Here is a 23,429-nt window from a genome sequence, read left to right on the forward strand (position 1 = left end):
CGCGCCTGCGCACCCGGGTGCTGCGCGGCAAACCGGGCAAAGGCCCGTGGCACGGCCCCGGCCGCCAGCGACGGCAGCGCCGCCAGCGCAATGCGACCCACCTGCAGCTGCGCCACCTCCTGCACGCGGCGCACGGTCTCCTCCATCTGGTGGCGCAGGAACCGCGCCTGCTCGGCAAACACCTCACCCGCCAGCGTGAGCTGCACGGTACGCGTGGTGCGCTCGAACAGGCGTATCCCCTGCTGCGATGCGCCGGCCATCGTGCCCGCCCGCTCGCCCGGCAACTGGCGGGCGCGCTGAGGGTTCCGGTTTCGATGGCCGACCTGGGCGAACTGCCGCCCGAGGAAGATCAGGGGTTGCTGGACCGGCTTCAAGAGGTGCTGCGCGTCACGGCTCGCTCCCGGACGGAGACGGATCGCCTCGTCGAGTTCGGCCGCTACATCGGCGAGCCCGAGGTGATCGAGCGGGTGCGGGCGTACCGGGCCGGTCGCGAGGCGCGGTCCGCCCTGATGGATGTCCTGGCCACCGCCGTCGCCAACACCGGCGGCCTCCCGGTCGGATGCACCACCGCCATGGCCGGCGCGCCGGCGACGTTCTGGACCGGGGTGTAGCCGACATAGGCCATCAGCCGCGCCTGCAGCTCCTCGAACGGAACCCAGCCAGCGACATAGCCCAGCTCGACCGGCGGCTTGCCCAGCACCGGCGACAGGATGACATCATACTTGGTCAGCCAGGCGTCATAAGCGCCGATCATGGCGTTCAGACGCTTCATGGCGGCGGGCAGGGCGTCCTTGGGCAGCTTGCCGACCAGCTCGGCCATGCCCAGGGTGAAGGGTTCCAGCACCGTGGCGTCGGGCTTGCGGCCCATGGCCTTGGTGACCCCGGTCACCAACTCGGCCGCGCCGCTGGCCCACAGCACGGTGAAGTCCTGGCCAAACTGCGCGCCGTCGACGGGCAGGGCGGTCGGTTCGACCCGATGTCCCAGGTCCTTCAGCAGCTTGGCGGCGTTCTCGATGGCGGTGCTGACCTCGGGATCCGGGGCGAGGCCCGTGCCGCCGTTCATCACCAGGCCGATCTTCAGCTTCTTCTTCAGCGGCTGGCCGATCACGCCGATCGGCTTGAACGGCGCGGCCGCGTCGGTGCGCTCGGTCGCGGCGAACATCGCAGCCGAGTCGCGGACGCTGTGGGTCAGCACGTGCGAGACCGACAGGTCGATGCCCCAGCTGCTGGGGCGGTTCGGGATCATGCGGCCGCGCGAGGGCTTCAGGCCAAACAGGCCGCAATTGGCCGACGGGATGCGGATCGAGCCGCCGCCGTCGCTGGCGTGGGCGATCGCCACCATGCCCGACGCCACGGCCGCGGCCGCGCCGCCGGACGATCCGCCCGACGAGTGCTTGGCGTTCCAGGGATTGCGCGTGGGCAGGAAGCCCATCGGCTCGGTCGTCGGCAGGAAGCCGTATTCCGGGGTCGCCGACTTGCCCAGGGTGATCAGGCCCGCCGCGTCGAAGGCGTCGATATAGGCGGTCTGCTCCTTCTCCGGCTTGGCGCCGAGGCTGACGCGCGTGCCATAGCGCGTCGGCAGGCCCTTGTAGGGGTCCAGGTCCTTGACCAGGAACGGCACGCCCGCGAACGGTCCGGAGAGCTTGCCGGCCTTGGCCTTGTCCAGCGCGCGCTCGAAGTCCGAGGCGACCAGGGCCTGGACCTGCGGCTGCAGCGTCTCGATCCGCTGGATCGCCGCTTCTACCAGCTCGGCCGCGCTGACTTCCTTGCGGCTGACCCGGGCGGCCAGCTCGGTGGCGTCGGGCGTCCAGGGCGCGGGAGCCGCGGACGACTTGGGCTTGGCGAAAGCTGAAGGCGCGGCCGCGATGGCGGCTGAGGCGGCCAGAAGGCCGCGACGGCTGAAACGCATGAAATTCTCTCCCAAGAGCCGGCGTCTTTCGCGCCGGTGATCGTCGTTAAGTTGACCCGGAAGAGACCTTGGCCGCAAGCCCGTGCTACACGGCGGCCTTCGGTTTCGGGGATACGTCGTGGTCCGCAAGCGCATCGATCAGCTGCTCGTCGAGCGAGGGGTCTTCGACAGCCGCGCCAAGGCTCGCGCGGCTGTCGAGGCGGGGCGTGTGACGGTGGCTGGCAAGATCGTCGCCAAGCCCTCGGAAAGCGTCGACGAGGACGCCGAGATCGTCGCCGAGGCCGCCCATCCCTGGGTGGGACGCGGGGCGCTGAAGCTGGTCCGCGCGCTGGACCTGTGGCCGATCGCGGTCGAGGGGCGGGTGGCCGTCGATGTCGGCGCCTCGACCGGCGGGTTCACCGAGGTCCTGCTGTCGCGCGGGGCGGCCAAGGTGTTCGCCGTCGATGTCGGACGCGACCAGCTTCACGCCAAGCTGAAGGCCGACGATCGCGTCGCGGACCTGTCGGGTGTCGATGCGCGGGCTCTGGACGCGGACCGCATCCCGACACCGCCGGATCTGGTGGTCAGCGACGTCAGCTTCATCTCCCTGACCAAGGCGCTGCCGGCGGCGCTGGATCTCGCCGCCCAGGGCGCCGACCTCGTGGCGCTGATCAAGCCGCAGTTCGAAGCCGGCCGCGAGCATGTCGGCAAGGGCGGTCTGGTCAAGGATCCGGAAGTCATCGCCCGTGTCGAGCGCGAGATCGTCAGCTTCCTTGAAAGCGCAGGCTGGTCCGTGAAAGGGCTCGCCGAAAGCCCGATCACGGGAGGCGAGGGCCAGGTCGAGCGTCTCGTCTGGGCGACAAAACGCTGACAAGAAATCGGCCGCCCCCGAGGGAGCGGCCGATCGTCTTCCACAAGATGGTCGGTCGTTTAGTCGACGACCTGGTACTTGCCGTTGGCGTCGGGGCAGACGCGCACAAAGCGCTTCTGGACGCGGCCGTCCGGCAGATAGATCGGGCTTTCGGCCAGGGTGCAGCCGTTGATGTCGGCCTTCGGGCGGTCGGCCACGCGATAGCCTTCGTGGCGCTCGTAGCTGCGCTCGTAATAGCTGTCGCGTTCGGCGTCTCGGCGGGCGTCGTCATACGCGGACGGCGGCGGGGGCGGCGGTTCGTTATAGGCCACCGGCGGCGGGGGAGGCGGCGGAGCGCGACCTGGGGTGCAGGCGGCCGAGTTCTTGCCGACGTTCGTCCCGATCACCGCGCCCAGCAGGCCGCCCAGCACGGCGCCTTCGGTGCGCGCGCCCTTGGCTGCGATGCCGCTGCCGATCGCCGCGCCGATGCCGGCGCCGGCCAGGCCGCCGCCCGTACCGCGCTGCGTCGTCGAGCGCTGGCAGGGGTCGTAGTAATAGCCCTGGCGGTCATAATAGGCGCCGCCCGAGCCATAGGCCTGGGCCGAGGCCAGGGTCGGCGTGAGAACGCCGCAGACGAGGGCGAAGGTGACGCCCAGAACGGTCTTCATCTTGGTGGTCCTGCTCTTGGTGGCGGTCATGGTCATGAGAGAGCTTGTCAATTTGGGGGCGGGCCCCGGTCCGTTCGTTGTCCAAGCTATGGCGTGGCCAATATGAACGGCGCCTGAGCGAGGTGTTCAGCTTCCCTTCCGCGCGGTATGGACGCCTCTGCGCGCCGGTGCTCGGCGCCGAAACGGATATGAAATGCGAGAACTGACGATCGACGCGGTCGGCGCCCAGGGCGACGGCCTCTCCCGCAATGCGGAGGGCAAGGGCGCGGCGTTCGTGCCCCTGACCCTGCCCGGCGAGCGGGTGCTGGCCAAGATGGAGGGCGCGCGCGGCGAGGTCGCCGAGATCCTATCCGCAAGCCCGGATCGCGTGACGCCGCCGTGCCGCCATTTCGGGACCTGCGGCGGCTGCGCCCTGCAGCACTGGGCGGGCGAGCCCTATCGCGCCTGGAAGGCCGAGCAGATCCGGATCCAGCTGTCGATGGAGGGTCTTGAGACCGAGATCCTGCCGACCTTCGCCGCGCCGCCAGCCTCCCGCCGCCGCGTCGCCCTACACGCCCGCAAAGGTCCCAAGGGCGCCGGCGCGCTGCTGGGCTTCAAGGAGCGCCGTTCCTGGAACCTCGTCCCCATCCAGGAATGCCCGGTCACCGATCCGCGCCTCGTCGCCGCCTTGCCGGCCTTGGCGCGCCTGGCCGAGCCGTTCCTGGAGCATCCGAAGTCCGCCCCGACCCTGCACGTGACCCTGACCGGCACGGGCCTCGACATCGACGTCACCGGCGTTGAGCGCAAGAGCGGCGGACTGTCGGCCGACGCCCGCATGCGCGCGGCCATGGCGGCGAGCGAGGGCGACTTCGCCCGCGTCACCATGGCCGGCGAGACCGTCTATGGCGCGCGTCAGCCGCTGGTGAAGCTGGGGCCGGCGGTGGTGGCCCTGCCGCCCGGCGCCTTCCTGCAGGCCGTGCCCGCCGCCGAGCGCGCCATGGTCGACTTCGCCGTCGCCGAGGCGCAGGGCGCCAGTCGCCTGGCCGACCTCTATTGCGGCGTCGGCACCTTCACCTTCCGCCTGGCCGAGATCGGCGCGGTGCACGCCGCCGAGATGAGCGCGCCAGCGATCGAGGCGCTGAAGGCCGCCATCGGTTCGACGCCGGGCCTCAAGCCGATCCAGGCCGAGGCGCGCGACTTGATCCGCCGTCCGGTGCTCAGCACCGAGCTCGCCAAGACCGATGTCGTGGTCATCGACCCGCCCCGCGCCGGCGCGGCCGAGCAGACGGTCGAAATCGCCAAGTCCAAGGTCGCCAAGGTGATCGGCGTGTCGTGCAATCCCGGCACTTTCGCCAAGGACGCCCGCGCCCTGGTCGACGCCGGCTTCCGGCTGGAGAAGGTGCTGCCGGTCGACCAGTTCGTCTGGTCGCCGCACATCGAACTGGTCGGCGTCTTCTCGCGCTGACACGGCGCCCTGGTTTGCGTCCGTCGCCCCGTCGGCTAAGCAAGGACAGGGAGCGAGGGCGGCGGATTGCGAACTGACGACGCGGGACGACGGTTCGAGGCGCTGGACGGCCTGCGCGGCGTCGCGGCCGTGGGCGTCATGCTCTATCACATCGGCGGCTGGACCGGCCGGCATGGCCTGGTCCCGCACGGCTATCTCGCCGTCGACTTCTTCTTCTGCCTGTCGGGCTTCGTGCTGGCCCACGCCTATGGCCGGCGCGAGATCGGCTGGCTGGGCTTCATGCGCCAGCGGCTGATCCGGCTGTGGCCGTTGATCGCCCTGACCATGCTGCTGGGCGCGACCGTCATCATTCAGCACCGCGAGCGGGTGCCGGGTTGGCTCGGTCTCGGCCTGCTGATGATCCCGCGCGTCTGGACCAGCGACGACGGCTTCGCGCCGCTTTTCCCTTTGAATCCGCCGGCTTGGTCGCTGTTCTTCGAGCTCGCCGTGGGCGCCGCCTGGTTCCCCATCCGACGGCTGGGCGTCCTGGGGCATGTGCTGATGATCGTGCTGCTGATCCCGGTCATGGCCTATGTCGCCTACGGCATGGGCGGGGTGCTGACGGGCTGGGACCGCGGCACCTTCGTGATCAGCTTCCTGCGGACCATCTTCGCCTTCCTGCTGGGCTGGGGCTGCTATCGCATCCAGGCCTTTACGACCTGGAGCCTGCCCGTCTGGGCCCTGGCCGGCGTGCTGGCGGCCGTGATGAGTTTTCCGTGGACGCCATTGAATTGGCTCTATGATTTGGTCTGCATGAGCATCGTCTTTCCGCTGGTGGTGCTGGCCGGAACGCGGGATCCGACGGGCGGGTTGGGGACGCTGTGCCGGGTGTCGGGCGCGATCTCCTATCCTCTTTACGCGCTGCACTGGTTGGGCTGGGAGCTGATGCTGCGCGGCTTCCGGGCGATCGGCGGCAAGGGCTATCCGATCGGGTTTGCGCTGGTGGCGATCCCGGTCATCATCGGCGGGGCCTGGGCGGTGCTGAAGCTCTATGACGAGCCCGTCCGTCGTCGCCTGCGGGCTTGGCTAGAAAAACCTGGGCCGGCTGTCGGAAGTGGGCATAGTCCCGCGTCCTAGGGGAGAACGAGGACCGCGCGATGCTCTACGCCATACTCTGCTACAATCAGGAAGACGTCGTCTGGGCCTGGTCCAAGGACGAGGAAGACGCGGTCATGCAGAAGCTCGGCGCCGTCCAGGAGCGCCTGGCGCGGGAGGGCAAGCTCGGGCCCGTCGCTCGGCTGATGCCGACCACGGCGGCCACCACCCTGCGGAAGGACCGCGATCCCCCGCTGGTGCTGGACGGCCCGTTCGCCGAGACCAAGGAGCAGCTCCTGGGCTTCTACGTCGTCGACTGCGACTCTCTCGACGGCGCGCTGGAGATCGCCAGGGACCTGGGCAAGGCCAATCCAGGCGGCTCCTACGAGATCCGGCCGATCGCGCTGTTCAACCCCGGCGAGGCCGGCGCATGACCGACCTGGCCTGGATCGAGGGCGCGGTCGTCGCGGCTCGGCCCCAGGCCATGGCGGCGCTGCTGCGCTACTTCCGCGACATGGACGCGGCCGAGGAGGCGTTCCAGGACGCCTGCCTGCGCGCGCTGAAGGCCTGGCCCAAGAACGGTCCGCCGCGTGACCCGACCGCCTGGCTGATCATGGTCGGCCGCAACGCCGCCATCGACGCCGTCCGCAAGACCAGCCGCAACGCGCCGCTGCCGCCTGAGGAACTGCTCTCCGATTTGGAGGACGCCGAGGCCGAGGCCGCCGAGCGCCTGGATGGTTCTCACTACCGCGACGATGTTCTGCGGTTGCTCTTCATCTGCTGCCATCCCGACCTGCCGGCCACCCAGCAGATCGCCCTGGCCCTGCGCATCGTCTCGGGGCTCACGGTCCGCGAGATCGCCCGCGCCTTTCTGGTCGGCGAGGCGGCCATGGAGCAGCGCATCACCCGCGCCAAGGCCAGGATCGGCGGCGGCGACGCGCCGTTCGAGGCGCCGGGGCCAGTCGAGCGCACCCAGCGGTTCGCGGCCGTGGCGGCGATGATCTACCTCCTCTTCAACGAGGGCTATTCGGCCAGCGGCCGGGGGAGCGAGGCCAGGGGCGGTCTCTGCGACGAGGCGATCCGTCTGGCGCGGCTGCTGCTGCGGCTGTTCCCGGCCGAACCGGAGATGATGGGCCTGACCGCCTTGCTCCTGCTGCAGCACGCTAGGGCGGAAGCGCGGTTCGCCGCCGACGGAACCGCCATCCTGCTTGAGGATCAGGATCGAAGCCTCTGGAATGGCAAGATGATCGGGGAGGGGCTGGCCCTGATCGACAAGGCCATGCTCAAGCGCGCTCCAGGCCCCTATCAGGTCCAGGCCGCCATCGCCGCGCTGCATGCCCGGGCCGCCCGGCCGGAGGACACCGACTGGCGCGGCATCGACCAGCTCTACGCCACGCTGGAGATCATGCAGCCATCGCCGGTGGTGACCCTGAACCGCGCGGTGGCGACGGCGAAGGTGCGGGGACCCGAGGCCGCCCTGGCCATGGTCGAGCCGCTGGGCGCGCGGCTGGACGGCTATTTCCACTACCACGGCGCGCGGGGCGCGTTCCTGCTGCAGGCGGGACGGCGCCTCGAAGCGCGCCAGGCCTTTGACCGCGCCATCGCCCTGGCCAACACCGCCGCCGAGGCCGCGAGCATTCGAGGCTATCTCGACCGCCTGACCGCCGAGGCGGAGAAGACCTCCAATGAAGCTTGAACGTCCGGCCGAAACTCTAGCTTGCTTCGTCTTTTGATCGCCAGAACCTGCCGCTCGGCGTGAAGAGGAACTCGCCGGCCGCGCGCCGGGTTTCCTCCCTACCCAGAGGAGGAAGCCATGACGCGATCGGCCGACGACAAGCGCTGGGGCGGCCCCGGCGCCAGCCACGAGAACCGCGACAAGCCCCAGCCCGATCCCACCGTGAAGGATCGCGACGATCCCGATCGCTACAGCCGGCACAGCCAGGTCTCGGGCGGCGGCGGGGAGGCGGATGTCCATCACGCTCAACCGCCGGAACGCAAACGCGATTTCGAGGCTGGCGACGCGGAGAAGGACAAGGCCTGACGTGATCGAGACCTTTTCCAAGGGCTTGCCGGCGGATGTTCATGCGCTGGCCGAGACTTTGATGGCCGAGGTCTGTCATCGCGATCTGAAGGTGGCTGTGGCCGAGAGTTGCACGGGCGGTCTGGCCGCCGCGGTGCTGACCGATGTCGAGGGTCACTCGCACGGCTTCGATCGAGGGTTCGTGACCTATACCGACGAGGCCAAGCACGCCTTGCTCGACGTCGCCTGGGATGTCCTTAAGACGGTGGGCGCGGTGTCGCCGGAGGCGGCGAAAGCGATGGCGGCTGGCGCGCTGGCCGAGTCCGACGCCGACCTTGCCTTGTCGATCACTGGCTTCGCCGGACCGGGCGGTCCCGACGACCAGCCCGGCCTCGTCTATTTCGGTACGGCGGTGCGGGGGCGCGAGCCGGAATACGCCGTGCGCCGCTTCGCCGATACGGACCGGACCTCGGTCAGAATCGAGAGCTTGCGGGTGGGATTTCAGCTTCTGCTCGAAACGGCCGATCGGTTCGCTGCCGCCTAAATGTTCTTGAAATGTTCTTTTCTCGTGACATGATTGGGCCATGGCCCAGGCGACCAACATCAAGGGCGCGGCTCCGCGCGGGCGGGGCGCGCGGTCAAACCGGACGGGACGTTTCGAGTCGCTCGAGCGCGAGGCCTTCGATGACGGCTGGGGCGAGGAGGAAGAGCCCAAGCAGCTGAAGACCGAGCTGCAAGCCATGAAGTCGCGGACGATCATCGCCCGCAACCAGAGCCCGGACGTCGGCTTCGACCGCTCGATCAATCCCTATCGCGGCTGCAGCCATGGCTGCATCTACTGCTATGCGCGGCCCAACCATGCCTATCTGGGCCTGTCGCCGGGGCTCGACTTCGAAAGCAAGATCTTCTTCAAGCCGCACGCGGGCGAGTTGCTTGAGAAGGAGCTCGCCAAGGCCAGCTATACGCCCGCGACGATCCACATCGGCGGCGACACCGACCCCTATCAGCCCGACGAGAAGCAGCTGCGGGTGACGCGGCAGGTGATCGAGGTGCTGGAGCGCTACAGCCATCCCTTCACGATCATCACCAAGTCGGCGCTGATCCTGCGCGATCTCGACATCTATGCGCGGCTGGCCGAGCGGAAGCTGACCCGGGTGGCGATCTCGATCACCACACTGGACCGCAAGCTGGCCCGCAGCATGGAGCCCCGCGCGGCCACGCCCGGCAAACGCATCGAGGCGGTGCGGCGGCTGACCGAAGCCGGGGTGCCGGTGACGGTGATGTTCGCGCCAGCCATTCCCGGGCTCAACGACCATGAGGTCGAGGCGGTGCTGGAGGCGTCCGCGAAAGCCGGCGCGCGCGGGGCGGGCTATGTGGCCCTGCGCCTGCCGCGCGAGATCGCCCAGCTGTTCGAAGAGTGGCTGGAAACCGACCATCCCGATCGCGCTCGCCGCGTGATGTCCTTGGTGCGTCAGGTGCGGCGCGGCGAGACCTACCGCTCGGGCTGGGGCGAGCGAATGACCGGGGAGGGGCCGGTGGCCGAGGTCCTGCGCCAGCGCTTCCACCTGGCGGTGAAGAAGTTCGGCCTGGATCAGCCGTGGTCGCCGCTGGACTGCAGCCAGTTCAAGCGGCCCGTCCTGGGCGGCGCGCAGATGGACCTGTTCGGTTAGGCGGGGAATTCAAGACGCGAAACCTTGCCTTCCTGGGCGACCCATGCGGGTGGCGAGCTTCGACGTCGGGAATGATCAGCGCTGATAGCCTGAGACCGTTTTAGTCGAGTTCAACGGCGGCGGAACGATGGGGCCCGGGCTTTGTGCCCAGGAAGGCGAGTTAATGTCGATCTGGCCCAAGCCGGGCTTTGCCGCTTGACCGCGCGGCGCCCAGTGGCGAAGCAGGGTCATGATCTCCGTCGTGCTGCTCGCTTCCGAGGACCTGCCGGGCCTGGCCGGCCAGATGGCCATGCTGGTGCCCGCCGCCGTCGATGGTTTGGTCAAGGAAGTGATCCTGGTGGGCGCATCGACATTGGGCATCGAAGCCTTGGTCGAGGATAGCGGCGCGCGGCTGGTTCTGGTCGAGGGCGACGCCGCGGCCGCCTTTGCGGCAGGCGCGAGCGCTGCGCGCGGCGACTGGATCCTGACCCTGCGCGCGGCGCCGGCGCTGCGCGAGGGTTGGCGCGAGCCTGTCGAGAAGCACTTGGCGGGCGGCGGCGGCGGCGGCGCTCCGGCGGTCCTGGCCGCGCCGGGCGGGCTGCTGGCGCGGCGTCTGCACGGCGTGCTACTCCGTCGCCTGGATTGGCCGGCGAACGGGGGCGATGAGCGGGCGCTTGCCAAGACTCTCAAAGCTAGGCGGCTGACCTACTAGCTCCTTTCCACCGACCTCCCCGGCGAATGCCGGGGTCCAGATCGAATTCCCGGCGTACGAGGTCTAGCGCCGCGGACTGGCGCATCCACGCCAACCGCTCAGTCTGTATCTGGGCCCCGGCGTTCGCCGGGGAGGTCGGAGTTCCAGGAGCTAGGGCAGGCCGCTCACCAGCTCCCCGATCGAGGTGACCTGCTGCACCTTGGGATCCAGGCGGAAGTCGACCAGCCGCGCGCCGCTGGCCACGGCGTCGAGCGTGCGGGTCTCGGCGCCCATCAGCTTGCGATAGGTCCAGTAGCTGGCCATCACCTTCTCGACGTAGTTGCGGGTTTCCTGGAACGGCAGGCTCTCGATCAGCAGCAGGCTGTCGCAGTCGGCGCCGAGCTGCTGGAGCGTGCGGTTCAGCGTGCCTGGACCACCGTTATAGGCGGCCACGGCGCGGAGGATGTCGGGGCTCTGCAGGCCGCGATCCATCAGCCAGGTGAAATAGTCCTGGCCGACCCGCAGGTTGAAGGCCGGATCGAACAGCGGCGTGGTGTCGGCCAGCAGCTTGTCGTCGCCGGCGGCGCGGGCGGCGGCCACCGGCATCACCTGCATCAACCCCACGGCGCCGGCGTTGGAGACCGCCATCGGATCGAAGCGGCTCTCCTGACGCACCAGGGCGTAGACCAGGGCCTTGTCCAGCGTGAAGCCGCCGATCGGCTCCAGCGCGGGCAGGGGATAGTCCTCGCCGCCGACACGGCGCATCGGGCGGCCGGCGTTCAGCGGGGCGTTGGCGTTGAGCGCCAGGGCCAGGGTGGTCCAGTCGCCGCGCAGGGTCTCGGTGTCGGCCAGGGAGAGGCCGGCGCGCAGCTCCTCGCCGGCCTCGCGCCAGCGGCCGATCTGGGCCAGGGCGGCGGCGCGGTGGGCGCGCGGATCGGTGCGCAGCAGACGGTCCAGCGAGGCGCTGTCGGGCCCGGCGTAGGACGCGCGGGTGATCAGGGCCGCGATCGGGTCTTCGAGATCGTCGGACGCCGTCAGGCCCGACAAGGCCAGCTGCCGCGTGGCGATCATGCCGTAGAAGGTGTGCGGCGCGGCGCTGGCCTTGACCAGCAGCTGACGGGCGCGATCGTCGTCGCCGGCCTGGCTGGCCGCCCGGGCGGCCCAGAAGGCGCCGGCGGCGCGCATCCATTCGTCCTGCTTGGGATCGTCGGCGACCTGCTCGAAGAACCGCTGGGCCTGATTGGCCTGGCCCAGGCGATAGGCCGAGAGCCCCGCGATCCAGCGCTCGCCGCTGGCGACGGCCAGGGCATAGGCGCGGCGGACGTCGCCGGAATAATAGGCCTCGCGCGCGGCCCGACCCTTGTCGGCGGCTGGCGGACCGCGATCGCCGGCGACGAACAGCGCCGGGACCAGCGGCGACGCGACCTGCTTGCCGGAGGGCTTGCGCTTGACCGCCAGGGCGTAGACGCGCTCGGCGCCGGCTTCGTCGCCATAGCGGTCCAGCCAGCCGGCCAGCTCGTCATAGCGGGCCGAATACAGCGTCGGATGCATCAGCTTGGCGAAGGCCAGCCGTCCAGCCAGGCCGCGGTCGCGAACATTGGCGAAGGCCGCCTCGGCGGCGTCGAAGTCACCGCGATCCGTGGCGGCGAAGGCGGCGCGATAGGCGCGGGCGTCGTCCTGCGACAACGGTTCGAGCGCGCTGGCGTGCGCGAGCGTGAAACACAGGAGGAAGGCCGAAACGACGGCCAGGGCGCGAGTCCAAAGCTGCAAAAGCTATTCGCGCCCCCGAAGCCGCGCGTCCCGTTCAACTGGTGGGGGAAACTTCTAGTGGGGGCGTTCGGGCCGATCAAGCCGTTCGGTTAATGTCAGAAGGTCTTGCCACGCCTTCTTTTTCTGGGCGGGCGTCCGCAGCAGGAAGGCCGGGTGCAGCGTCGGCATGGCGGGCAGTTCGGTGGCCTTGTCCTCGGACAGCCACTCAAACCAGCGGCCGCGCATCGACAGGATGCCTTCGTCGCGCTTCAGCATGGCCTTGGCCGAGGCGCCGCCGGCCAGCAGCAGCATTTTAGGCTTCACCAGCGCGATGGCGCGTTCGACGAACGGCGCGCAGACGGCCTGTTCCTGCGGGGTGGGCGTGCGGTTGCCCGGGGGGCGCCAGAAGACCGTGTTGGTGATGAACACGCGGCCTTCCAGGCCGGCGGCCTTCAGCATGCGGTCCAGAAGCTTGCCCGCGCGGCCGACGAACGGCTGGCCTTGGGCGTCTTCGTCGGCGCCCGGGCCTTCGCCGATGATCATCAGCGGCGCGTTGGCGGCGCCCCGCGAGAACACCGCCTGCTTGGCGCCTTGGGTCTTCAGCGGGCAGCCGTCAAAGGCGGCGATGGCGGCGGCGAGGCTCTCGAGATCCTGGCAGGCGGCGGCGGCGGCCTTGGCGGCGGCGATCGCCGTTCCAACGTCGGGGCCGCGCACGGCGGCCAAGCCTGGACGCGACGGCGGAGGCGGCGGCGGGGGCTGGCTTTTGGCCCGCAGCATCGCCGCGCCCTCGGCCAGGCGGTCGATTGGCGCCTCCGCGTACGAGGCCCCGACGCCCGCATCGGCCCAGAAGGCCAGCAGGCTCTCGACGGCGCGTTGATCGACGGCGGGGCTCATGTCACCGTCATAAAGCGGGACGCACGAAAAAGTCAGCGCTTTTGGCGCGACCGCGCGCCGAATTTGGAAACGCTTGGCGTTGGGAGGTCTTATCCACGCTGCGGCGCAGCGAAAAATTGCGGCGGACGCTTGACCGCCTCAGCGTCAGGTACGGATAAGCTGTGATTCAAACAGTGATAAGAGGGGCCGCAGGGCCCAACCGGGAGAACCCATGAGCGAAGACCTCGAACGCGAGTCGATGGAGTACGACGTCGTGATCGTCGGCGGCGGTCCCGCGGGGCTCTCGGCCGCGATCCGCCTGAAGCAGATGGCCGCCAAGGCCGGGACCGACATTGCGGTCGCCCTGCTGGAAAAGGGCTCGGAAGTCGGCGCGCACATCCTGTCGGGCGCGGTGATCGATCCCAAGGGCCTGGCCGAACTGTTCCCCAACTGGAAGGAAGAGGGCGCGCCGCTTGAGACGCCGGTCACCAAGGACCGCTTCAAGCTGCTGGGGCCGCAGGGTGAGCTTTCCCTGCCCATGTGGGCCATGCCGCCCTTCATGCACAACCACGGCTGCTACATCGCCTCGCTGGCCAACCTCACCCGCTGGCTGGCGACCAAGGCCGAGGAGCTGGGCGTCGAGATCTATCCGGGCTTCGCGGCCTCGGACCTGGTCTGGAACGAGGACGGCTCGGTCAAGGGCGTCGTCGTCGGCGTGGTCGGCATCGCCAAGGACGGCCATCACAAGCCGGATTACCAGCCGGGCATGGAACTGCATGGCAAGTACGTCTTCATCGCCGAGGGCGTGCGCGGCTCGCTGGCCAAGCAGCTGATCGCCAAGTTCAATCTCGACGCGGGCAAGTCGCCCCAGAAGTACGGCATCGGCATCAAGGAGCTGTGGCAGGTCCCGCCCGAGAAGCACCAACCGGGCCTGGCCGAGCACACCACCGGCTGGCCGCTGGACAACAAGACCGGCGGCGGCAGCTTCATGTACCACTTCGGGGACAACTACGTGGCCATCGGCTACGTCGTGCACCTGAACTACAAGAACCCCTGGCTGTCGCCGTTCGACGAGTTCCAGCGCTTCAAGCAGCATCCGACCGTGCGTCCGCACCTGGAAGGCGGCAAGCGTATCGCCTACGGGGCCCGCGCGATCACCGAGGGCGGCTACCAATCGGTGCCGAAGCTGACCTTCCCGGGCGGCGCGCTGATCGGCTGCTCGGCCGGTTTCGTCAACGTGCCGCGCATCAAGGGCAGCCACAACGCCGTGAAGACCGGCATTCTGGCCGCCGAGGCCGCGTTCGAGGCGGTTCAGGCCGGCCGCGCCAGCGACGAGCTGACGGCCTACCAAGCGTCCTATGAGACCTCGTGGGTGGCCAAGGAACTGAAGGTCGTCCGCAACGCCAAGCCGCTGCTGGGCAAGTTCGGCACCGCCCTGGGCGGCGCGTTCGGCATGCTGGACATGTGGACCAACCACCTGTTCGGCTTCTCGTTCTTCGGCACGATGAAGCACGACAAGACCGATGCGGCTTCGACCGGGCTGGCCAAGGACTACAAGCCGATCGTCTATCCCAAGCCTGACGGCGTGATCAGCTTCGACAAGCTGTCGAGCGTGTTCCTGTCGGCCACCAACCACGAGGAAGACCAGCCGGCGCACCTGAAGCTGAAGGACCCGTCGATCCCGATCGCGGTGAACCTGCCCAAGTACGGCGAGCCGGCGCGCCTCTACTGCCCGGCCGGCGTCTACGAGGTGCTCTACAACGAACAGGGCGGCGATCCGCGCTTCCAGATCAACGCCCAGAACTGCGTCCACTGCAAAACCTGCGACATCAAGGATCCGTCGCAGAACATCGTCTGGACGACGCCGGAGGGCGGCGGCGGGCCGAACTATCCGAACATGTAAGCGGCGCGCCTGAAGCGCCCGAAAGCCTCCCGGTCCGGACCGGGAGGCTTTTTGTTGCGGACCGCCTCGAAACCTCGGAGGGTGCGGCCATGACGCGTATCAAAGTCCTCCTCGCCTGCGTTTCCGTCGCCGCCGTGGCCGCCTGCTCCAGCGTACCCCGTGAGATCACGATGCGGGGCCCGATCGCTTTGGGCTCGCCGCTGTTCGACACCCGCAGTTCCTACGGCCAGTTCCTGGCGGGCCAGGCGGCGCTGCGCGATGGACAGTCGAAGCAGGCGGCGACCTATTTCGACGCGGCCGCCTCCATGGACGACGACCCCGGCTTGATCGGCGAGCGCGCCTTCACGGCCCTGCTGCTGGCCGGCGACATCACGCGCGCCGCGGCGGTGGCGCCGACGGCCGCCGACACGCCCGAGGCGGTCAAGCGGCTCAGCGTGCTGACCCGCGTGGTCGAGGCGATCGCGGTCGGGGACGGCAAGACGGCCGAGACGCTGCTGAAAACCTCGCCGCCGGGCTTCCCCCATCAGCAAGCGGCTGCCCTGCTGGGCCCGTGGGCCGCCGCCCTCGCTGGCGACAAGGAAGGCGCGGTGGTCCAACCGGTTCTCCGCAACGACAAGCTGGTGCAGTTCTTCGGCCAGCAAGGCCAGGCGCGGCTGTACGAGCGCGCCAAGCGTTACGACGAGGCCGAGACCGACTACAAGGCGCTGACCGGCAACGCCACGACCGCCAGCATCTTCACGCTGGACTACGGCGCGTTCCTGGAGCGTCGCAAGCGTCACGCAGACGCCGTGGCCTTGTACGATGGCGCTCTGCGCGCGGCGCCGAACGATGTCGGCCTGTTGCGCGCCCGCGCCCGCGCCGCCGCCAAGGGCGCGCCGCCGCCCATGCCCACCATCCGCCAGGGCGCGGCCGAGGGCTTGATCGCCTGCGCCGCCACCTTCGCCGGCGAGCGCCAGATCCAGTTCGCCCAGGCCTATCTGCGCCTGGCGCTGCGGCTCGATCCCGTTCGCGACGAGGCCTGGGTGCTGCTGGGCGACCTGATGAACCAGAACGAGGACCCCAAGGGCGCGATCGAGGCCTTCGCGCACGTGGCGCCGACCTCGACGCACTATGTCACCGCCCAGACCAAGACCGCCTGGTCGCTGAACGACCTGGGCGACAAGGCCAAGGCGCTGGAGGTGGCCCGCGCGGCGGCCGCGGCCGCGCCGAATAACCGCGACGCCCAGGTGGCGCTGGCGGATCTCCTGCGGTCCAACAGCCAATGGAACGAGTCCGTCGCGGTGCTCGATCCGATCATCGCCCACGAGTCTGGGTCCCCCGATTGGCGGCTACTGTATCTGCGCGCGGTGTCGCTGGAGCAGGGCGGCCGCTGGCCGGAGGCCGAGCGCGATCTGCAGGCGGCGCTGAAGCTCAATCCGGACGAGCCCGAACTGCTGAACTTCCTGGGCTACAGCTGGATCGATCGCGGCCAGCACCTGAAGGAGGCCTTGGCCATGGTCCAGAAGGCGGTCGACGCGCGGCCGCAGTCGGGGGCCATGCTCGATTCCCTGGGGTGGGCCTATTACCGGCTCGGCGACTACAAGACCGCGGTCGAGAAGCTGGAAGCCGCTGTCGAGATGGAGCCGGGCGATCCCGACGTGAACGGCCACCTGGGTGACGCCTACTGGCAGGTGGGGCGCAAGATCGAGGCGACGTTCCAATGGCGCCGCGTGCTGAGCCTTGAGCCCGACGACAAGCAGAAGGCCGAGGCCGAGGCCAAGCTGAAGAACGGCCTGGGTCCGGCGACCGCGCCGATCGTCAAGTCGACGGTGGCCAACAACTGAGCTATCGCACGGCCGCGTTACGCAACCGAGCTTTGAAGATTCATGCGGCTTTCCGCCTTCGCGCCCGCCAAGGTCAATCTGTTCCTCCACATCGGAGGGCCGGACACGGAGGGCTATCATCCCATTTCCAGCCTGATGGTGTTCGCGGACGTCGGCGATCAGGTGATGATCCAGCCCAGCGACGCGCCGGGCTTCGAGACGACGGGACCGTTCGGGGCGAGCATTCCGGCCGGCGACGACAATCTGGTCCTGCGCGCCGCGCGGGCGTTCCATGCCAAGCTGGGTGGGCCGGTCCCACCGTACCGGCTGATCCTCGACAAACGCCTGCCGATCGCGGCGGGCCTGGGCGGCGGCTCCAGCGACGCGGGCGCGGCGCTGAAGCTGCTTCGCGACGCGCTGGCGCCGCGCCTCGCCGACGATGCGCTGGAGCCGCTCGCCGCCAGTCTGGGCGCCGACGGCGCGGCTTGCTTCCGCGCCACGGCGCTGATGGCCGAAGGGCGAGGGGAGGTGCTGTCCCCCGCGCCAGCCTTGCCGCCGCTGCACGCGGTGCTGGTCAATCCGGGCGTCCCGTCGCCGACTGGCGCCGTCTATCGCGCCTATGACGCGGCCGTGCATCCGGAGGGGGCCGCGCGGCCGTTCGTTCCGTCTGAGCTGGAAACCGCCGAAGAGACCGCCGCCTGGCTAGGCGTCGCCACCCGCAATGACCTGGAGGCGCCTGCCGTCTCCCTGCAGCCGCTGATCGGCGAGGCGCTGGACGTGCTGCGGGATCAGCCTGAAAGTCTGCTGGTCCGGATGTCGGGCTCGGGCGCGACCTGTTTCGCGCTCTGCGCCGGCGACATCGAGGCCGAGACCCTGGCCGAACGCATCGAGGCGGTCCGCCCGGACTGGTGGGTGCGGCGCTGCCGCTTGAGCTAGGAGAGACCGCCGATGAAGCGCCGTGACGTCCTCACCGCCCTGGGCGGAATGACCGCCGCGCCTGGCCTGGCCTCGGCGCAGATCCTGAACCTCGCCCCCGCCCCGATCGTGCCGGGTCCGGGCGATGTGCTGGTGGCTCTGGAGACGAGCCTGGGGCCGATCGTCATCGCGTTGAAGGTCAAGCAGGCCCCGCTCACCACGGCCAACTTCCTGCGCTATGTCGACGAGAAGCGCTATGACGGCGCCAGCTTCTGGCGCTCGGCCAAGGCCAAGAGCCCGGTGGACTACGGCCTGATCGAAGGCGGGCTGCAGGGCGATCCCAAGAAGCTGCTGCCGCCCATTGCCCATGAGCCCACCAGCCAAACGGGCCTGCGCCACGTGGACGGCACGGTGTCGTTGGCGCGGAAGGAGCCGGGCTCGGGCGACTCCGACTTCTTCATCTGCGTGGGCGAGGCGCCGTATCTGGACGCCAATCCCACGGGCGAGGGCGACAACCTGGGCTTCGCCGCCTTCGGCCAGGTGATCAAGGGCATGGAGATCGTCCACAAGATCCTGAACCTGCCGACGCCCGGCAAGGCGACCAATCCGGTGATGGAGGGCCAGATGCTGGACCCGGTCGTGCCGATCACCAGCGCGCGGCGGATCTAGAGCAGGCGCGCAAGGGCGGCGATGAGCATCGCGGCCGGCAGAAATAGGGCCTGGGCCAGCAGGGTTCCCGCCACCCGGCTGGCGGAGAACCAGACGACGGCGCGGCGGAAGGCGGGCTCACTGACCCGGCCGTCCATGACGTCGTCGGTCATGATCGACAGCGCCGGGTCGATCAGCACGAACAGCAGAATGGTGGCCACGCCGTTGATGACTGACGACAGGCTGACCGCAGTGACCCGGAATTGCGGATCCAGAAAGCCGGCGTACAGCGAGGCGAAGACCCCGACCGTCAGCAGGGCCTGGGCCAGGACGTTCAGCACGATCACGCGCGCCGGGACCTCGATCTTCTGCTTCAGCGCCTGAACATGGCCGGGCGAGGGCAGGGCGACCGCGTCCCGAACGTACGAGAGCCCGCCCTTCGCGAAGGCGTGCATCAGCAGCTTCGGGACCGAGCGATGGACCTGGAAGTGGGCGACCGCCCGAGTGAACAGGCGCTGGGCGGTCGGGATGGCGAGAGCCCCGATCAGGGCCGCCAGGCTGGCGCTGGCCATCAGCCACTGAAAGTCCGCCAGCAGATGGCTTCCTGTCCCGGCGGAGAGGTCGTTCTCGATCCGCTTCGACAGGAACGGGCCCTGGAAGGCGTTCGAGGCGCGCGACAGCAGCACCAACACGTTGAACAGCGCGAAGGACATGGCGATCCGGCGGGTGCGCACGCCCGCGATCCGCACCGCATAGGCCAGCGCGCCGATCAGGTGGATCACGAAGGTCAGGACGCAGAGCAAGAAGAGTTGGGCGTCCATGGCGATCTCCGTCGAGCGCGTTTTCCGACGAAGTGGGCGCCGGTTCGTCGTCAGAAAATGCGTTAAAGCAAAGGGCTGGAGCATTTTACCGATCCAGTCGGATCGGAAAGTGCTCCAGCCGGGCGCAGCTTGGCCAAGGCGGCGCGAGTCGCAAAGAGAAAGGGCGCGGAGATCGCTCTCCGCGCCCTTCGCCCTTCGGTGAGGACCTACGCCAGCCTTAGCTGTGGTAGGCGCGCTCGCCGTGTTCCGAGATGTCCAGGCCTTCTTCCTCGGCCTCGGGCGAGGCGCGCAGGCCGATGACCAGCTTGATCACGAAGAAGACGATGGCCGAGGCCACGGCCGACCAGATGATCGTCACGCCGACGGCCTTCAGTTGAGCCATCAGTTGAACGCCCATGTCGTAGACGGCGCTGTCGCAGGTCGAGAGGTCGCCGTCCTTGCCGCAGCTGGTGTAGTCGACGACGCCGGCGCCGCCCCAGGCGGGGTTGACCAGCAGGCCGGTGCCGATGGCGCCGACGATGCCGCCGATGCCGTGGATGCCGAAGGCGTCCAGGCTGTCGTCGTACTTCAGGGCGTTCTTCACGACCGAGCAGAAGACGATGCAGATCGGCGAGACGACCAGGCCCAGGATCAGGGCGCCCATCGGACCGGCGAAGCCGGCGGCCGGGGTGACGGCCACGAGGCCGGCGACGATGCCCGAGGCCAGGCCCAGGGCCGAGGGCTTACCGCGCGTGGCCCACTCGACGATGATCCACGACAGGCCGGCGGCCGCGGTGGCGACGAAGGTGTTGACCATGGCCAGCGAGGCGTAGCCGTTCGACTCCAGGTTCGAGCCGGCGTTGAAGCCGAACCAGCCCACCCACAGCAGGCCAGCGCCCACCAGGGTCAGGGTCAGCGAGTGCGGCGGCATCGGCTCCTTGCCGTAGCCTTGGCGCTTGCCCAGGATCAGGGCGCCGACCAGGGCGGCGATACCGGCGTTGATGTGGACGACGGTGCCGCCGGCGAAGTCCAGGGCGCCAAAGCCCCAGAGCAGGCCCGACTTGACCGGATCCTCAGGGGCCAGGGCGATGGCGTTCGGGCCGGGCCACCACCAGACCATGTGGGCCATCGGGTAGTACGACAGCAGCGGCCACAGGACGGCGAAGGCGACGATGGCGGCGAACTTCATGCGCTCGACCAGCGAACCGACCACGAGGGCGGCGGTGATGGCCGCGAAGGTCGATTGGAAGGCGATGAAGGTCAGTTCCGGGATCACCACGCCGGTCGAGAACGTCGCGACGTTGCTGGCCGGGGTCACGTCCTTCAGGAAGATTCGGCCAAAGCCGCCGACAAACTTGTCGAGGCCGCCGCCGTCGGTGAAGGCGAAGCTGTAGCCCCACAGCATCCAGGCCACGAAGCCGATCAGGGCGACGGTCGAGACCTGCATCATGACCGACAGCATGTTCTTGGCGCGCACCAGGCCGCCGTAGAACAGCGCAAGGCCCGGCAGGATCATCAGCAGAACCAGCAGGGCCGAGGTGAGCATCCACGCGTTGTCGCCCTTGTCGTTCTTGTCGACGATGGCGGGCGCGGGGGCCTCGGCGGCGGCCGGAGCGGCGGCGGGCGCCGGAGCCGGGGCGGCTTCGGCCGGAGCGGCGGTCGCGGCGGCCGGCGCGGGCGCGGCCTCCTGGGCGAAGGCGGTCGCCCCCAGCGGAGCCCCCGCGATGGTCGCGGCGAGCATAAGCCCCGCCAGCGGTTTGAAGGTGAGTTTCATCTCGGTATCCCCTTGTTCCCGATTACAGCGCGGCCGAGCCGGTTTCGCCGGTGCGGATGCGGACGGCTTCCTCGACATTGAGGACGAAGATCTTGCCGTCGCCGATCTTGCCGGTGGCGGCGGCGGCCTTAACCGCCTCGACCGCCTTGGCGGCGGACGCGTCATCGACGACCGCTTCCAGCTTCACCTTCGGCACGAAATTCACCTGGTACTCGGCGCCCCGGTAGATTTCCGTCTGGCCCTTCTGGCGGCCGTAGCCCTTCACTTCCGACACCGTCAGACCTTCGACGCCGGCGGCGACGAGCGCTTCGCGCACCTCGTCCAGCTTGAAGGGTTTGACGACCGCTATGATCAGTTTCATCCGCCTTGCTCCGGCCCGCCGCGACGCGGGCTTGTTTGCTTGGTTGTGGGAAGCGAGATCGCCCCCGGTGTGATCACCGCCGACGCCGCGCACTCACGCGCCGCGTCGTTTTCCCCGGCCCGGCCACGCTATCGGCGACGGTTCCGTGAAGGCGCGCGGGGAAAAGGTTTCGGAAAGGAATTGACCGAGGCGCCTAATTTTTGGGCGATGGGCGATCCGGCTGCGCCAGAAAACGGCGTTTTTGTCTGACGGGACGGCCCTGGCGCGGGCGACGCCACTTGTCCTAGGGTGCGGCGCTTCCCATGGACCCGCTTCGGAGACCGCCCGCATGCCGACCATCGTCCTGAAGATCGCGCCTTGGCTGATGCTGGTGGCGTCCAACATCTTCATGACCTTCGCCTGGTACGGTCACCTGAAGCACAAGAGCCTGGCCTTGCCGGTGGCGATCTTGTCCAGCTGGCTGATCGCGCTTCCGGAGTACATGCTGGCGGTGCCGGCGAACCGGATCGGCAGCGGCATGTATTCCACGGCTCAGCTCAAGACGGGGCAAGAGGCGATCACCCTGATCGTCTTCACGCTGTTCTCGTATTTCTATCTGGGGGAGCCGATCAAGTGGACGACGATGGTCGGCTTCGGGCTGATCGTCTGTGGCGCGGCGATGGTGTTCTTCTTCAAGTAACAGCCAAGCTGGTCACGACCGCGTGATCCTGGAACCGAGTCCGAGGCTTGGGCGTAAACCGCTCGAACCGAAAGGAACTCGACCATGACCACCAAGCGCCTTCTGACCGCCGCCGCCGCGATCGCCCTGATGGCCGGCGCGGCTCATGCCCAAACCGCCGACACCGCGGCGCCCGCCGCGCAGGCGCCCGCGGCCGCCGCGCCGGTCGTCGCCAAGGGCGACCTGATCCAGACCGCCCAGGCCTCGGGCCAGTTCAGCACCTTCCTGAAGGCCGTTTCGTCGGTGAACCTGACCAGCGTCCTGAAGACCAACCAGAACCTGACCCTGTTCGCCCCGACCGACGCGGCCTTCGCGGCCCTGCCGGCCGGCGAGCTCGACAAGCTGATGGCGCCGGACAACGGCCCGCTGCTGCAGAAGGTCCTGACCTACCACCTGATCAACGCCAAGGTGGACTCCAGCAAGATCAAGGGCGCCAAGGGCGAGGTGAAGAGCGTCGAGGGCTCGCCCCTGATGCTGGACGGCAGCGGCGCGACGCCGATGGTCGACGGCGCCAACATCGTCCAGGCCGACGTGATGGCCTCCAACGGCGTGCTGCACGTCGTCGACAAGGTGCTGCTGCCCAAGGACGTGCCGGGCCTGCAAGCCGCTTCCGCCTCCGCCGCCACCGACGCCGGCGCGACGATGAACGTCGCGGCCAACGAGCAGGTTTCGCCGCCGGCTCCGCCCGAGCAGGCTGGCGTCCAGGTCCCGAGCGCCTCGACCACTTCCACCAACCCGACCCCGGCGACGCCGTCGACCGCCACCGACATGGCCGCCGATCCGGCCGCTTCGCCCTCGGCCATGGCCGCTCCGGCCGCCGGCGTCAGCGCTTCGGGCGTCGTGCCGAGCTCGTCGCAGTCGCCGGACGCCCAGGCCTCGCTGAAGGCGGGGGATCCGAACGTCGTCTCCAACGGCCCGGTCGCCGACACCCCCGAAAACCGCGCCAAGTACGGCAAGCCGATGTCGAACGCGGGCAAGCGCACCGCGCCCAAGGGCAACTGAGGCTTTCCAAGATTTCTTGCTGGTCGCGCGTCGGGCGGCGAAACCGTTCACACTTTCGCCTGACGCGCTCCGGACATCGCTTGAAGCACCGGTCGGCGGGCCCTATGGTCCGCCGACTTTTTTCTAGGCCTGCTTCGATTGATGTCGCGCGAAAAACCCAAGTCCTTCCAAAGCCTGATCCTGACGCTCCATGACTATTGGAGCCGGCAGGGCTGCGTGATCCTGCAGCCGCACGACGTCGAGGTGGGGGCGGGGACCCTGCACCCGGCCACCGTGCTGCGCGCCCTGGGCCCCAAGCCCTGGAACGCGGCCTATGTGCAGCCCTCGCGCCGTCCGGGCGATGGCCGCTACGGCGAGAACCCCAACCGCCTGCAGCACTATTATCAATACCAGGTCATCCTGAAGCCGAACCCCGAGAACATGCAGGACCTTTATCTCGGCTCGCTGGAAGCGATCGGCCTGGACCTGCGCACCCACGACATCCGCTTCGTCGAGGACGACTGGGAGAACCCGACCGTCGGCGCCTGGGGCCTGGGCTGGGAAGTCTGGTGCGATGGCATGGAAGTCAGCCAGTACACCTACTTCCAGCAGGTCGGCGGC

Annotated in this window: 23 protein-coding genes and 2 pseudogenes; 17 read left to right on the forward strand and 8 right to left on the reverse strand. The window is 69.0% G+C overall.

Annotated features, from left to right (window positions below; translation table 11 throughout):
- Together Q0379_RS03280 and Q0379_RS03285 are read right to left on the reverse strand one after the other, a co-directional pair.
- A pseudogene (locus Q0379_RS03280) lies at window positions 1-374 on the reverse strand (hypothetical protein); the annotation flags it as partial.
- Between the two features lie 191 nt (window positions 375-565).
- Window positions 566-1,909: pseudogene (locus Q0379_RS03285) on the reverse strand (amidase family protein); the annotation flags it as partial.
- A 118-nt stretch (window positions 1,910-2,027) separates the two neighbouring features.
- Here Q0379_RS03285 and Q0379_RS03290 point away from each other — a divergent pair.
- Complete coding sequence (locus tag Q0379_RS03290; RefSeq protein WP_299004218.1) at window positions 2,028-2,759, forward strand: TlyA family RNA methyltransferase; 732 nt, start codon at window positions 2,028-2,030, stop codon at window positions 2,757-2,759.
- A 59-nt stretch (window positions 2,760-2,818) separates the two neighbouring features.
- Here Q0379_RS03290 and Q0379_RS03295 read toward each other — a convergent pair whose 3' ends face one another.
- Window positions 2,819-3,442, reverse strand: a complete 624-nt coding sequence (locus Q0379_RS03295; RefSeq protein ID WP_299004220.1) for a hypothetical protein — start codon at window positions 3,440-3,442, stop codon at window positions 2,819-2,821.
- A gap of 157 nt (window positions 3,443-3,599) precedes the next feature.
- Here Q0379_RS03295 and Q0379_RS03300 point away from each other — a divergent pair, with 157 nt between their 5' ends.
- The 8 genes from Q0379_RS03300 to Q0379_RS03335 all read left to right on the forward strand — a co-directional run bounded on the left by Q0379_RS03300 (window position 3,600) and on the right by Q0379_RS03335 (window position 10,305).
- Entirely contained in the window at window positions 3,600-4,850 is a 1,251-nt protein-coding gene (locus Q0379_RS03300; protein WP_299004222.1) for a class I SAM-dependent RNA methyltransferase, read from the forward strand.
- Between the two features lie 66 nt (window positions 4,851-4,916).
- A complete protein-coding gene (locus Q0379_RS03305; RefSeq protein WP_299004224.1) occupies window positions 4,917-5,966 on the forward strand; it encodes an acyltransferase in 1,050 nt (349 codons plus the stop codon).
- Window positions 5,967-5,986: 20 nt separating this feature from the next.
- Window positions 5,987-6,358, forward strand: coding sequence for a YciI family protein (locus tag Q0379_RS03310; RefSeq protein WP_299004226.1), 372 nt, complete (start codon window positions 5,987-5,989; stop codon window positions 6,356-6,358).
- Entirely contained in the window at window positions 6,355-7,620 is a 1,266-nt protein-coding gene (locus Q0379_RS03315; RefSeq protein WP_299004228.1) for an RNA polymerase sigma factor, read from the forward strand. The genes Q0379_RS03310 and Q0379_RS03315 overlap by 4 nt, the downstream gene beginning before the upstream one ends.
- A gap of 117 nt (window positions 7,621-7,737) precedes the next feature.
- Complete coding sequence (locus tag Q0379_RS03320; RefSeq protein WP_299004230.1) at window positions 7,738-7,965, forward strand: hypothetical protein; 228 nt, start codon at window positions 7,738-7,740, stop codon at window positions 7,963-7,965.
- Between the two features lies 1 nt (window position 7,966).
- The gene (locus Q0379_RS03325) at window positions 7,967-8,488 is read left to right on the forward strand and encodes a nicotinamide-nucleotide amidohydrolase family protein (protein ID WP_299004232.1); all 522 of its coding nucleotides are present in this window, start codon (window positions 7,967-7,969) and stop codon (window positions 8,486-8,488) included.
- A 40-nt stretch (window positions 8,489-8,528) separates the two neighbouring features.
- Window positions 8,529-9,614: a PA0069 family radical SAM protein gene (locus Q0379_RS03330; protein WP_299004234.1), complete on the forward strand. Its 1,086-nt coding sequence runs from the start codon at window positions 8,529-8,531 to the stop codon at window positions 9,612-9,614.
- A gap of 229 nt (window positions 9,615-9,843) precedes the next feature.
- Window positions 9,844-10,305 (forward strand): cell wall biosynthesis glycosyltransferase, encoded by a 462-nt coding sequence (locus Q0379_RS03335; protein WP_299004236.1) that lies wholly within the window; start codon window positions 9,844-9,846, stop codon window positions 10,303-10,305.
- A gap of 150 nt (window positions 10,306-10,455) precedes the next feature.
- Here Q0379_RS03335 and Q0379_RS03340 read toward each other — a convergent pair whose 3' ends face one another.
- Window positions 10,456-12,054, reverse strand: a complete 1,599-nt coding sequence (locus tag Q0379_RS03340) for a lytic transglycosylase domain-containing protein (protein WP_299004238.1) — start codon at window positions 12,052-12,054, stop codon at window positions 10,456-10,458.
- 54 nt (window positions 12,055-12,108) lie between these two features.
- Complete coding sequence (locus Q0379_RS03345; protein ID WP_299004240.1) at window positions 12,109-12,927, reverse strand: uracil-DNA glycosylase; 819 nt, start codon at window positions 12,925-12,927, stop codon at window positions 12,109-12,111.
- 211 nt (window positions 12,928-13,138) lie between these two features.
- Between Q0379_RS03345 and Q0379_RS03350 the strand changes: the two genes are divergently transcribed.
- The 4 genes from Q0379_RS03350 to Q0379_RS03365 all read left to right on the forward strand — a co-directional run bounded on the left by Q0379_RS03350 (window position 13,139) and on the right by Q0379_RS03365 (window position 18,195).
- Complete coding sequence (locus tag Q0379_RS03350) at window positions 13,139-14,809, forward strand: electron transfer flavoprotein-ubiquinone oxidoreductase (protein WP_299004242.1); 1,671 nt, start codon at window positions 13,139-13,141, stop codon at window positions 14,807-14,809.
- 89 nt (window positions 14,810-14,898) lie between these two features.
- Window positions 14,899-16,632: a tetratricopeptide repeat protein gene (locus Q0379_RS03355; RefSeq protein WP_299004244.1), complete on the forward strand. Its 1,734-nt coding sequence runs from the start codon at window positions 14,899-14,901 to the stop codon at window positions 16,630-16,632.
- 42 nt (window positions 16,633-16,674) lie between these two features.
- Entirely contained in the window at window positions 16,675-17,547 is an 873-nt protein-coding gene (locus Q0379_RS03360) for a 4-(cytidine 5'-diphospho)-2-C-methyl-D-erythritol kinase (RefSeq protein WP_299004246.1), read from the forward strand.
- A 12-nt stretch (window positions 17,548-17,559) separates the two neighbouring features.
- A complete protein-coding gene (locus Q0379_RS03365) occupies window positions 17,560-18,195 on the forward strand; it encodes a peptidylprolyl isomerase (protein WP_299004248.1) in 636 nt (211 codons plus the stop codon).
- On the opposite strand, the gene Q0379_RS03370 is transcribed toward Q0379_RS03365, so the two are convergent.
- The 3 genes from Q0379_RS03370 to Q0379_RS03380 form a co-directional block, all read right to left on the reverse strand.
- On the reverse strand, window positions 18,192-18,995 hold the full coding sequence (locus Q0379_RS03370) for a lipid II flippase Amj family protein (RefSeq protein ID WP_299004251.1): 804 nt from the start codon (window positions 18,993-18,995) through the stop codon (window positions 18,192-18,194). The genes Q0379_RS03365 and Q0379_RS03370 overlap by 4 nt on opposite strands.
- 217 nt (window positions 18,996-19,212) lie before the next feature.
- A complete protein-coding gene (locus Q0379_RS03375) occupies window positions 19,213-20,748 on the reverse strand; it encodes an ammonium transporter (RefSeq protein ID WP_299004253.1) in 1,536 nt (511 codons plus the stop codon).
- A gap of 22 nt (window positions 20,749-20,770) precedes the next feature.
- Window positions 20,771-21,109: a P-II family nitrogen regulator gene (locus Q0379_RS03380; RefSeq protein WP_004623580.1), complete on the reverse strand. Its 339-nt coding sequence runs from the start codon at window positions 21,107-21,109 to the stop codon at window positions 20,771-20,773.
- Window positions 21,110-21,178: 69 nt separating this feature from the next.
- Between Q0379_RS03380 and Q0379_RS03385 the strand changes: the two genes are divergently transcribed.
- The 4 genes from Q0379_RS03385 to Q0379_RS03400 all read left to right on the forward strand — a co-directional run.
- A complete protein-coding gene (locus tag Q0379_RS03385; RefSeq protein WP_299004255.1) occupies window positions 21,179-21,358 on the forward strand; it encodes a hypothetical protein in 180 nt (59 codons plus the stop codon).
- Window positions 21,359-21,437: 79 nt separating this feature from the next.
- On the forward strand, window positions 21,438-21,788 hold the full coding sequence (locus Q0379_RS03390) for a DMT family protein (protein ID WP_066686973.1): 351 nt from the start codon (window positions 21,438-21,440) through the stop codon (window positions 21,786-21,788).
- Between the two features lie 84 nt (window positions 21,789-21,872).
- The gene (locus tag Q0379_RS03395) at window positions 21,873-22,829 is read left to right on the forward strand and encodes a fasciclin domain-containing protein (protein WP_299004258.1); all 957 of its coding nucleotides are present in this window, start codon (window positions 21,873-21,875) and stop codon (window positions 22,827-22,829) included.
- Between the two features lie 141 nt (window positions 22,830-22,970).
- On the forward strand, window positions 22,971-23,429 hold a 459-nt coding region (locus Q0379_RS03400; protein ID WP_299004260.1), incomplete at its 3' end, for a glycine--tRNA ligase subunit alpha.

Source organism: uncultured Caulobacter sp. (assembly GCF_937900395.1).
In the GTDB taxonomy this organism is placed as follows: domain Bacteria; phylum Pseudomonadota; class Alphaproteobacteria; order Caulobacterales; family Caulobacteraceae; genus Caulobacter.

What these genes read in the sequence shown, in the direction of transcription:
- Q0379_RS03355 (WP_299004244.1), top strand. Translation starts at nt 14,899, where the DNA reads ATGACGCGTATCAAAGTCCTCCTCGCCTGCGTTTCCGTCGCCGCCGTG.
- Q0379_RS03300 (WP_299004222.1), top strand. Translation starts at nt 3,600, where the DNA reads ATGCGAGAACTGACGATCGACGCGGTCGGCGCCCAGGGCGACGGCCTC.
- Q0379_RS03395 (WP_299004258.1), top strand. Translation starts at nt 21,873, where the DNA reads ATGACCACCAAGCGCCTTCTGACCGCCGCCGCCGCGATCGCCCTGATG.
- Q0379_RS03330 (WP_299004234.1), top strand. Translation starts at nt 8,529, where the DNA reads ATGGCCCAGGCGACCAACATCAAGGGCGCGGCTCCGCGCGGGCGGGGC.
- Q0379_RS03360 (WP_299004246.1), top strand. Translation starts at nt 16,675, where the DNA reads ATGCGGCTTTCCGCCTTCGCGCCCGCCAAGGTCAATCTGTTCCTCCAC.
- Q0379_RS03335 (WP_299004236.1), top strand. Translation starts at nt 9,844, where the DNA reads ATGATCTCCGTCGTGCTGCTCGCTTCCGAGGACCTGCCGGGCCTGGCC.
- Q0379_RS03375 (WP_299004253.1), bottom strand. Translation starts at nt 20,748, where the DNA reads ATGAAACTCACCTTCAAACCGCTGGCGGGGCTTATGCTCGCCGCGACC.
- Q0379_RS03380 (WP_004623580.1), bottom strand. Translation starts at nt 21,109, where the DNA reads ATGAAACTGATCATAGCGGTCGTCAAACCCTTCAAGCTGGACGAGGTG.
- Q0379_RS03345 (WP_299004240.1), bottom strand. Translation starts at nt 12,927, where the DNA reads ATGAGCCCCGCCGTCGATCAACGCGCCGTCGAGAGCCTGCTGGCCTTC.
- Q0379_RS03365 (WP_299004248.1), top strand. Translation starts at nt 17,560, where the DNA reads ATGAAGCGCCGTGACGTCCTCACCGCCCTGGGCGGAATGACCGCCGCG.
- Q0379_RS03310 (WP_299004226.1), top strand. Translation starts at nt 5,987, where the DNA reads ATGCTCTACGCCATACTCTGCTACAATCAGGAAGACGTCGTCTGGGCC.
- Q0379_RS03320 (WP_299004230.1), top strand. Translation starts at nt 7,738, where the DNA reads ATGACGCGATCGGCCGACGACAAGCGCTGGGGCGGCCCCGGCGCCAGC.
- Q0379_RS03350 (WP_299004242.1), top strand. Translation starts at nt 13,139, where the DNA reads ATGAGCGAAGACCTCGAACGCGAGTCGATGGAGTACGACGTCGTGATC.
- Q0379_RS03295 (WP_299004220.1), bottom strand. Translation starts at nt 3,442, where the DNA reads ATGACCATGACCGCCACCAAGAGCAGGACCACCAAGATGAAGACCGTT.
- Q0379_RS03315 (WP_299004228.1), top strand. Translation starts at nt 6,355, where the DNA reads ATGACCGACCTGGCCTGGATCGAGGGCGCGGTCGTCGCGGCTCGGCCC.
- Q0379_RS03370 (WP_299004251.1), bottom strand. Translation starts at nt 18,995, where the DNA reads ATGGACGCCCAACTCTTCTTGCTCTGCGTCCTGACCTTCGTGATCCAC.
- Q0379_RS03390 (WP_066686973.1), top strand. Translation starts at nt 21,438, where the DNA reads ATGCCGACCATCGTCCTGAAGATCGCGCCTTGGCTGATGCTGGTGGCG.